We start from the raw sequence: 9,846 nt of genomic DNA on the forward strand, positions 1-9,846 counted from the left end.
TCGCTTCGGGGAAGACGGCGGTGATGGCGTCTGGGAAGCCCTTGAGGCCATCGACGACGGCCAGCATGATATCCTCGACGCCGCGGTTGCGCAGTTCGTTCATGACGCGCAGCCAGAACCTGGCGCCTTCATTCTGCTCCAGCCATAGCCCGAGAACGACCTTGGTGCCGTCGGCCATGACGCCCAGGGCAATATGGATCGCCTTGTTGCGGACCATGCCTTCGTCCCGGATCTTTACCCGGATCGCATCGAAGAAAACCAGCGGATAGGCCGGGTCCAGCGGCCGTTGCTGCCAGGCCGCGACTTCCTCCAGGACTGCGTCAGTGATCGTGCTGATCAGATCGGGCGAGGCGTCGATCCCATACAGCTCGCGCAGATGCCCGGTGATCTCCCGCGTGCTCATGCCGCGCGCGTACATCGAGATGATCTTGTCGTCGAAGCCGGGGAAGCGACGCTGGTACTTGGCGATCAACTGCGGATCGAAACTGCCGGCCCGATCGCGTGGCACCTCGATCTCGATCCGTCCGCTGTCGGTCGTCACCGTCTTGCGGCCATAGCCGTTCCGACTGTTGCTTCCTTGCTCCTCCTGGCCGAGATGATGATCCATCTCCGCGTTGAGGGCCCGTTCGGCAAACGCCTTCTTCAGCGAATCGAGCAGGCCGCCCTGGCTGAGCGCCGCCGCCGCGTCAGTACCGGCAAGCAGCTGATCGAGGATCTCGTTCGGTATAGAAGGGTCTTTCCGTCGTGACATGCTGGGTCTCCTTGTTGCCCATTATGCCTCGCCACACACGGAAATCCTGACAGTCCCAAGGACCAACGTCGCTCTTCCGCTTGGCTATTCGGCGCGATCTGTCCCGCCGAAGGCAAGGCCGCCGGCATCGTCATGCCCCGTTGCAACAGCGGGGCAATGAGCATGCATCTCGAGGAAATCGCCTTCCACATCGCGCCAGGCGCGCATGCGGTCCTCCTGCTCGATCAGGCCGGATGGCACGGATCGGCCGAACTGGTCGTGCCTCCAAACATCACCCTGATGCCGCTGCCGCCACGATGCCCTGAACTCAACCCGGTCGAAAACGTCTGGCAGTTCATGCGCGACAACTGGCTGTCAAACCGCATCTTCAAATCCTACGACGACATCGTCGACCACTGCTGCTTCGCATGGAACAAGCTCGTCGACCAGCCGTGGCGCATCATGTCCATCGGAATGCGCCAATGGGCACATGGGTACTGATCAATGCACATTGGTATAAGACGCGCGCTTCCCACCAAAATCGACCCCACCGCGTTGCCCCAGCAGCAACTCGATGCCATCCTCGCAAACTACAACAACACGCCCAGAAAATGCCTCGGCTTCAAAACTCCAGCCGAAACTTTCAACCCGTTGCACTTCGGATGTGAATCCACACCCGGGTCCGCTACGGCTACCGGTGGGTGCACGTTCTTCTTCGCCGCGAAGGCTGGGAGATCAACATGAAGCGAACACACAGGATTTACAACGAGTTGGGCCTCCAGCTGCGTAACAAGACGCCCAAGCGAAGGGTGAAGGCGAAACTGAGGGAAGACCGCTGCGCGGCCTCCCGCGTGAATGATGTTTGGGCCAGCGCCGTCAACGTCTGGCGTGTCTGCGCTGGCAGCGTGTGCCACCGAGGTGTCTGCGTTATCCCGGAATCGCGTGGGCAGGAGAACAGATCGAGCTGCAACGTCTTGGACTTGCACGGCATTGAGACCTCCCGAATGTGAGTCGTGAGGGCTCGATGCTGCGCTCGAAACCGATGATGCCGAAACCGACTTTGCAGTTCGCAACAGCTTGGCCAGTGCGCTCAGCGCGCCGACGTCGACCTGGGGCGCCGAGCCTATGCGCGCCAGGGCGCAAGCGGTGCAGTCGAACATCCACGCCGGAATCTCGAGCCATCGGTCCGACGTTGCTCCCGCCTTGCTGCAGCGAAGTATATCCCAACCCGCTCGCTCGACCTTCTCATGGACGTGGACACGAAGCCCAGCCCAGGGATGCCAACGATAGAGAACTTCTCGAAGTTCGGTCCCGTGGGCGTTGCGTCGCCGCGTTGTACAACGAAGAGCGACCGCACAGCGCGATCGGGAACATGCCCCCGATCACGCTGATGAATCCCGGTGACGCACCCAGCCCGTCACCGTGACCCTGGCCGGGAACTCTAACCCCGGGTGGTCAAGAGAATCGTGTCGGATCACGTTGGGGCAGACTCTACATCAGATCGAGGAAGCCAACGGGGGGAAGGTCAGTACCCGTCAGAGAGTGCCTGATATCCCAATGATAATGCATGCGAGGGCAAGCAGGCCGATGCGGGGCCAAGAGGCGCTTTCGCCCAAGAAGAAAACGCCGATGAAGACCAAAGCGAGCGGGACGGTTGCGGCGAGCGCCGGCATGATGATGCTGATTGGCCCACCCTCTTGTACCATTTTGGCGAGCGCTCCGATCGATACCGCGAAGAGAAGCAAACAGATCGCCGTCCACAAAGGGTTGGTAAAGCCCTCGGTACGTCCGAGGGTTGCCCCTCCGCCAACTTGCCCGAGCGCGCCGACTGCGAACAGTACGAAGAGACGAGCCGTGAGGCCACTTGCAGTTTCCATTTCCTCTCCCTTCGTTGTTGTATCATTCTGGCTATGAAACGGCGTCGGCATTTATGGCGATCATCATCACGGTCTTTCGGCTTTCAAGCAAAGCCAGGCGACCCAGACTGGCGTTACAGCTTGACGCGACGAACAGGGATGTCTGACGCGTCGATGCCTGATCAGAGACGGATGGTGGTGCACTTCAGCTGTGAGTAGTGGTGGAGCGATTCGACGCCCTTTTCACGGCCATAGCCGCTCTGCTTGTAGCCACCCATCGGGGTTTCGATGCCGCCAGCCTGGTACTCGTTGACGAAAACCTGTCCTGCTTCGAGCTTGGCCGCTACGCGATGTGCACAGGCGAGATCCTTTGTCCAAATCCCCGCGCCAAGGCCGTAGTCGGTGTCGTTTGCGATTTTGATTGCCTCGGCTTCGTCCGAAAACGGAATGACGACGAGCACAGGCCCGAAGATTTCTTCGTTCGCAATCCGCATATCCTGCTTCACGTTCGTGAAGACCGTAGGACGGATATACCAGCCGCCGTTGCTTTCCTCAGGCGACAAGGCCTCGCCGCCGGCTGCGATCGTTGCACCTTCGGCCACCCCGATTTCAAAGTAGGCCTTTACCTTTTCGAACTGTGCGCAAGTGGTGATCGCGCCGACGAAAGCATCATCCTGAGGTCCGACCGTCACTGCCTTGACGGCGGCAACCAGACGGGAAACGAAGTCGTCGTAGATAGATTGCTGAACGAGCAGCCTCGTGCCCGCGACGCAGATCTGGCCGGCGTTGAGCGTGAAGGCCCTGACCGACCCGGCAACCGCCGCATCGAGATCGGCTGTTTCGAAGACGATATTGGGGGATTTTCCGCCAAGCTCAAGCGTCAACGGAATGACCCGCTCAGCCGCGATCTTGCCGATTTCGCGCCCAGCCCGGAGACTGCCGGTAAAGGCCACCTTGCGGACGAGCGGGTGCGAGACGAGCGAGGCGCCCGTCTCCACGCCATTTCCTTGCACGACATTGAGCACGCCGGGCGGCAGGCCACATTCCTCAACGGCGATCTGCGCGAGAAAAGCGGAGGTTCCGGGGGTTTCCTCGGAAGGCTTGACAACTACCACGTTGCCAACGGCCAAAGCAGGGGCAATCGCGCGCGCGGCTTGCTGGAGCGGGGCGTTCCAAGGTGTAATAACGCCGACCACACCGAAAGGCTCGCGCGTGGTGTAGGAGTGGTAGTTGGGGCCAAGATCTATAATCTCGCCGTGGTTAATGCTGACCAGGCCGGCGTAGAACTCGAAATACTTGGCGCTGCCCTCGATCTCGTGCGGGTTCTGCCAGGCAGGCTTTCCGGTCTCGACGCGTTCCATTTCAGCGAGCTTCGCCGCGTGCTCCCGAAGTTTGGTGGCTATGGCCATGAGAATGCGGCCGCGCGCCATAGGGTGCTGTTCGCGCCAGGCCGGGAAGGCAGCCCAGGCATGCCGGACCGCACGATCAACGTCGGCAGCAGAACCGACAGCGACCTCTCCGATCTTCTGACCGGTAGCAGGAGACAACTTGTCGATGAACCGCCCGGTATCGGGCTCAACATCCTTACCGATAAAATGCAAATACCGGAACATTGTCTCTCCTCTGGATCGTCGGAACTGTGCATGATGGCTCGAACGCAGAAACCGCATTTTCTAGTCCGGCACTACCGACCCTTTGCGCGAGATTGATCGACCAAAACAAGACTTGTTGCAATCAGCCTGCAGCCGTCTTTGGTTGCACATTCCATATATAATATGGGTCGGCGTTGTCGGACGAGCTGTGTTTGAAAATGCACCTGTAATACTGGGGTTCCAATCTTGCAGCCCATTTGGCCGCGTAGCAAATAGGTCCCCAACTGCAGCAATACGCCCTCGGTGTCGAGGCAACGTTCGGGACTATAAGCGCTGGCAGGCTAATGTCAGGCCTCCCCATCAGAGTGAGGCTTGTGGAGAGGCGCGTCGATTGCGCCTGCAACAAAGATTGGGGTACGATGACCGACTTGAATTTCGCCGGAAAACAGGTGCTCGTGGTTGGCGGTTCCAGCGGTATTGGCAATGCCACTGCTCGCGCATTCAAGGCGGCCGGAGCCGACGTGATGGTGACCGGGACCCGCGCGTCTCCCGCGGAATATGGTCCTGAACAAGCTGTCGATTTCGAGGGGCTGGCATATTCACGGCTCGATGTGAGCAATTCCGCAATGCTCGCGGATTGGGATCCCGGCCTTACCCGCCTCGACGTGATGGTTCTTTCGCAAGGGTCAGTGGAATATGGCCGGCGCGAATTCGAACCCGAGACGTTTCGACGCATCGTCGAAATCAATCTCAATTCGCAAATCGACTGCGCGACCAAGCTGAAGCCGCTCCTGTCGGACAGCGAAGGGAGCATCATCACGATCAGTTCGGTGGGGGGATTGCGCGCGACCATCGCCAACCCGGCTTATGCGGCCTCCAAGGCGGGGGTCATCCATTTGACCCGCGTATTGGGTGCGGCCTGGGCCCGCGACGGAATTCGCGTTAACGGTATCGCTCCGGGGCTGGTCGAAACAAAGATGATCAGTGTAACGTCGGAAAATCCGGAGCGGCTCGCCGCACGCGTTGCGGGTATTCCGCTCCGACGGATCGGGCAGGCGGACGAGATTGCGTCGATCGCGCTGTTCCTCGCATCGCCGATGGCCAGCTACATCGTCGGGCATACGATTGTCGCCGATGGCGGACGTACGCTGAACTAATAGCACCTCGTATGGCTGTCGATCACAGGTGAAATAAGCTTTGGCGTGTGGTTCCGGACCTTGCTCTGGTCTGCGGGCTGGAGGATGTCTCGCGAGATACCGTGATTTCCTCAAGCTCTGCTGAAGCGATTTGTCGGCCATGGCGGCGATGATCGCCGAATTTCGTGCCAATTTTAAGTAATCGGGAGTTTTCATGAACGCTGTTGCAACGAGCGAAAAGCAGGGCGAAGTCGGGATCATTACGATCGATTCCCCTCCTGTAAACGCGTTTGGGATTGCCGTGCGCGAGGGTCTTCACGGCGCCATCAATGCATTCAAGGCCGATGACACGGTCAAGGCCATCGTTGTCATCTGCGCTGGCCGCACGTTCTTCGCGGGCGCTGACATTTCCGAATTCGGCAAGCCGCCGCAAGAGCCTTTGCTGGGCACCGTGTTCGCCGGGATCGAAGATGCAGGCAAGCCGGTTATTGCCGCAATCCACGGAACGGCCCTTGGTGGCGGTTGCGAGTTCGCACTCGTCTGCAATTTCCGCGTCAGCGTCCCCAGTGCGAAGCTGGGCCTTCCTGAGGTCAAGCTCGGCCTGCTGCCGGGCGCAGGCGGGACGCAGCGTCTGCCTCGCATCGTCGGACCTGAACTGGCGCTTGACCTGATGCTGTCCGGCCGTCAGGTGGGGGCGAACGAGGCGCTCAAACTGGGGCTGGTTGACGAACTCGTTCCCGAAGGCGCGCTTCTGGAAGGCGCCGTCGCCTTCGCCAACCGAGTTATTGCCGAAGGTCGTCCCGTCACCAAGGTGCGTGACCGCCGTGACCAGCTCGATGCTGTGGCCGACAAGGCTCCGATCTTCGCGGCTGCGCGCGCCAAGGCAGCCAAGGCCTCGCGCGGTTACATGGCCCCCGAGAACATCATCAAGGCGGTCGAGGCCGCTGTGACCCTCCCGTTCGACGAGGGCATGGTGCGGGAGCGCGAACTGTTCGTCGAACTGCGCGACTCCACGCAGAGCGCAGCCCAGCGCTACTACTTCTTCGCGGAACGCCAGGGTGGCAAAGTTCCGGGCCTGCCCGCCGACATTGCACTCAGGAATATCGCCAAGGTCGGTGTAATCGGTGCCGGCACGATGGGCGGCGGCATCACGATGAATTTCTTGTCGGCTGGCATCCCCGTCACCCTCATGGAGATGACGCAGGAGGCGCTTGACCGCGGCATCGGGACGATCCGACGTAATTATGAGAACAGCGCCAAGCGCGGACGCATCACTACAGACGAAGTAGAGCGCTGTATGGCGCTGATAACGCCCTCGCTCGATATGGCGGACTTGTCGGACGTGGATCTCGTCATCGAAGCTGTCTTTGAACGCATGGACGTGAAGAAGGACATTTTCAGCCGCTTGGATGCAGTAGCCAAGCCCGGCGCGATCCTGGCGAGCAACACGTCCTTCCTTGACCTGAACGAGATCGCCGGGGCGACAGCGCGGCCTGAATCGGTGATCGGCTTGCATTTCTTCTCGCCGGCCAATGTCATGCGCCTTCTCGAGATCGTGCGTGGCGAGAAGACCGCCGACGACGTGCTTGCGACCTCGCTGAAGCTGGCTGGCAAGATCGGCAAGGTTCCGGTGGTGAGCGGCGTTTGCGACGGCTTCATAGCCAATCGCATCATGACGCCGCGCCGAGAGCAGTGCGAAGCGGTGATCCTCGAAGGGACGCCACCCGAACTGGTCGACAAGGCCATCTACGGCTTCGGGTTCGGGATGGGGCCGTTCGCCACCATGGACCTCGTCGGACTGGACGTCATCAACCGCAGCGAGCCTTATCGCACGGTCAAGCAGGACCTGCTTGACGCAGGCCGTCGCGGACAGAAGTCGGGGGCAGGTTACTACGACTACGACGAAAACCGGAAGGCCACGCCTTCGCCGCTCGTCGCAAACATCATCGCGGACGTGGCCGCCGAGCGCGGGATACCCCAGTCGCCCCCGCTGAGCCAGGACGACCTGATTGCCAGGACGCTCTATCCGGTCGTCAACGAAGGTGCGCGCATTCTTGAGGAGGGCATTGCCATCCGCGCCTCTGACATCGATGTCGCATGCATCCTGGGCTACAACTGGCCGCTCTATACAGGCGGCCCGATGTTCTGGGCCGACTCGGTTGGTTTGCCGAAGATCGTTGCGGAACTGCGCCGGCTGGCCAGCATCCATGGACCGCAGTTCGAGCCGGCACCTCTGCTGGTGAAATTGGCCGAGTCTGGCGGCAGCTTCACCGGCTGAGTCAGGCGCGGCCCTTCGGGACCGAATCATCTATCTGCGAACTTGCTGCGGGGGCCGATGGACGGTCGAACCATGGGTCCCCGGTCAGCGGCAAGTATGAGGCTGCCTTCCATCCGGGCGTCATATAACGCTTTGGGTCGATAACTTTGTCCCCAAGGGCGAAGTGGAACCTTCTGCCGAAGGACGACAATGGCTGACGATCAGTTGGTTCTGGAAGACAATGGCGCGGTGTTTACGCTGACCATTAACCGTGCCGATAAGCTGAACGCATTGTCGCCCGCTCTGGTGCGTGATCTGCTGGTAATGGTGCGCAAAGTCGCCGCGTCCGATGCGCGCGTGCTGGTGCTGACGGGCGCAGGGCGGGCGTTTTCCGCTGGGGTGGACCTGAAATCGGTCAGTTCGCCCGAATATACGGCGGAAAGCTCTAGGGCGTTCGCTGCCGATGCGCGTGCTGTGATCGACCTACTAGAGACGATGCCGCAGGCAACGATCGCCAAGGTGAACGGCTATTGCTTCACCGGTGGTTTGGAGATCGCGCTCGGTTGCGACTTCATCATGGCCTCGGATAACTCCGTCTTTTGCGATACCCATGCTAAGATAGGCATGCGGCCCAAGTGGGGGCTGAGTCAGCGCCTGCCGCGCCGAATCGGACTACAGCGCGCCAAGGAGATGAGCTTTACAGCTCGCCGGATTTCGGCCGCCGAAGCCGTCGAGATCGGGCTTATCCTGCGTGCGGTGCCTGCAGAGCAACTGGATGCAGAGGTTGCGTCCCTTGCGGCGAGCATCGTTGCAAACAGCGCCGATTCAGTGACCGCTTACAAGGACCTGTATGGACAAGTGGAACGGGTTGGTCTGGACGAAGGCCTTTGTTACGAGGCAACCGTAACGCTGGAATTGCACGATCACGCTACGGCCAAGGCGTCATCGCTGTTGGAGCGGTAATCCGCACGATCGTAGCAACTTGATCTCGGCGCTCGCATTCTGGGCTCAAGAGACCTGTGCGCGGGTGGGGGCAGGGCGTTGATTTAGGGGCTGATTGACGGCGACTTTGGTCGGCGGGCAGTGCATTGCGCGCTGATCATGCGCCGTTAGGCACCTGCCCAAAGGCACACCGATAGAGCTGTGGTGGCAACATGAGGCCCGGATCGGACAGAAGACGCAGATTACCCGGCGCTGGGCCAAACACGGCACGATACCCTTTGCGCCCCGTGATCTGCGCCGGGCTTCGGCATGGATCTTTGGGGCGTGCGGATTCCGACGATCGCACGCAGGCATTCCGATTTGATGCCGCGCAGCGTTCCGATCTGATCGCGCGCAGTTGAAGCGCCTGATCGTTGGTCGTGATGTCACCTATGTTGGCGCCTTGGTCAAGCGGCTGCAGTTGCTGGTCGACGCATGGATTCACCCTCGAGTTCGAGGCGGTGCGCGTAGTGCACGAGGCGGTCCAGGATGGCGTTGGCGTAGGTCGGATCGTTTATGGTCTGATGCCAGCGGGCCACGGGAAGCTGGCTGGTGACGAGCGTTAAGCGCTGACCGTAGCGGTCCTCGAGGATTTGGAGGAGATGAGGCCGGGCGTTGCCGTCGAGTGGCTGAAGACCCCAATCGTCCAGTATCAGCAACTCGACCTTGGTGAGGCTTTTCATGCGGGCGGCGATACGGCCGTCACCTTTGGCCAGCGTGAGTTCGTCGATCAGCCGCAGCAGCCTGGTGTAGAGAACGGAGCGGTTATCGCGGCAGGCCTTGTGGCCGATCGCACAGGCCAACCCACTTTTGCCGATGCCAGTTGGGCCGATAATGGCCAAGTTCTCGTGCCTGGAGATCCATTCTCCGGCGAGCAGCGTTTCGAAGAGCCGGCGGTCAAGGCTGCGCCGCGTTCGGTAATCAACATCCTCGGGCACGGCGCGGTGCCGTAGCTTGGCATGTCGCAGGCGCAGAGCGAGGCGTCTGTCATTTCGGTAGGTGGCCTCATGGTCGAGCAGCAGTGCCAGCCATTCTGCATGGCTAAGACTGGCTGCGTCATCGTTGCTTTCCATCTCGGCGAAGGCCTTAGCCATGCCGGCGAAGCCGAGTTGGCCCAGAAGGTCCAGAGTGGGATGCTTCAGCATTCTTGCTCCTTCAGTTGTAGTAGCTTGAGCCGCGGATGTTGGAGTGGATGATCAGCTCTTGCTCGGGGGATTGGGGAACGGGCACCGGGACTGTCAGGATTTCCGTGTGTGGCGAGGCATAATGGGCAACAAGGAGACCCAGCATGTCA

General features: G+C 60.6%; 7 protein-coding genes and 4 pseudogenes. 7 read left to right on the forward strand and 4 right to left on the reverse strand.

Going from position 1 to position 9,846, the window contains the following annotated elements:
• Window positions 1-751, reverse strand: a 751-nt coding sequence (locus IE122_RS17725) for an IS256 family transposase (protein ID WP_189622573.1), incomplete at its 3' end; no start/stop codon positions are given.
• A 45-nt stretch (window positions 752-796) separates the two neighbouring features.
• On the opposite strand from IE122_RS17725, the pseudogene IE122_RS17730 reads away from it, so the two are divergent.
• The 3 pseudogenes from IE122_RS17730 to IE122_RS17735 form a co-directional block, all read left to right on the forward strand.
• Window positions 797-1,231: pseudogene (locus IE122_RS17730) on the forward strand (IS630 family transposase); the annotation flags it as partial.
• Window positions 1,232-1,246: 15 nt separating this feature from the next.
• Window positions 1,247-1,474: pseudogene (locus IE122_RS18655) on the forward strand (hypothetical protein); the annotation flags it as partial.
• Window positions 1,405-1,599 (forward strand): annotated as a pseudogene (locus IE122_RS17735) (IS3 family transposase); the annotation flags it as partial. The pseudogenes IE122_RS18655 and IE122_RS17735, both read left to right, overlap by 70 nt.
• A gap of 666 nt (window positions 1,600-2,265) precedes the next feature.
• Here IE122_RS17735 and IE122_RS17740 read toward each other — a convergent pair.
• Complete coding sequence (locus IE122_RS17740) at window positions 2,266-2,658, reverse strand: hypothetical protein (RefSeq protein ID WP_189622574.1); 393 nt, start codon at window positions 2,656-2,658, stop codon at window positions 2,266-2,268.
• 110 nt (window positions 2,659-2,768) lie between these two features.
• Entirely contained in the window at window positions 2,769-4,199 is a 1,431-nt protein-coding gene (locus IE122_RS17745; RefSeq protein WP_189622575.1) for an aldehyde dehydrogenase family protein, read from the reverse strand.
• Window positions 4,200-4,597: 398 nt separating this feature from the next.
• Here IE122_RS17745 and IE122_RS17750 point away from each other — a divergent pair, with 398 nt between their 5' ends.
• From IE122_RS17750 to IE122_RS17765, 4 genes and pseudogenes are all read left to right on the forward strand, one after another.
• Window positions 4,598-5,335 (forward strand): SDR family NAD(P)-dependent oxidoreductase, encoded by a 738-nt coding sequence (locus IE122_RS17750; protein ID WP_189622576.1) that lies wholly within the window; start codon window positions 4,598-4,600, stop codon window positions 5,333-5,335.
• 193 nt (window positions 5,336-5,528) lie between these two features.
• The gene (locus IE122_RS17755) at window positions 5,529-7,592 is read left to right on the forward strand and encodes a 3-hydroxyacyl-CoA dehydrogenase NAD-binding domain-containing protein (RefSeq protein WP_189622577.1); all 2,064 of its coding nucleotides are present in this window, start codon (window positions 5,529-5,531) and stop codon (window positions 7,590-7,592) included.
• A 189-nt stretch (window positions 7,593-7,781) separates the two neighbouring features.
• A complete protein-coding gene (locus IE122_RS17760) occupies window positions 7,782-8,534 on the forward strand; it encodes an enoyl-CoA hydratase/isomerase family protein (RefSeq protein WP_189622578.1) in 753 nt (250 codons plus the stop codon).
• Window positions 8,535-8,697: 163 nt separating this feature from the next.
• Window positions 8,698-8,838 (forward strand): annotated as a pseudogene (locus IE122_RS17765) (IS630 family transposase); the annotation flags it as partial.
• A 121-nt stretch (window positions 8,839-8,959) separates the two neighbouring features.
• Here the strand turns inward: IE122_RS17765 and istB are convergent.
• Window positions 8,960-9,697, reverse strand: coding sequence for an IS21-like element helper ATPase IstB (gene istB, locus IE122_RS17770; protein WP_189622579.1), 738 nt, complete (start codon window positions 9,695-9,697; stop codon window positions 8,960-8,962).
• Between the last annotated feature and the right edge of the window lie 149 nt (window positions 9,698-9,846).

This window comes from Novosphingobium colocasiae (assembly GCF_014652555.1).
In the GTDB taxonomy this organism is placed as follows: domain Bacteria; phylum Pseudomonadota; class Alphaproteobacteria; order Sphingomonadales; family Sphingomonadaceae; genus Novosphingobium; species Novosphingobium colocasiae.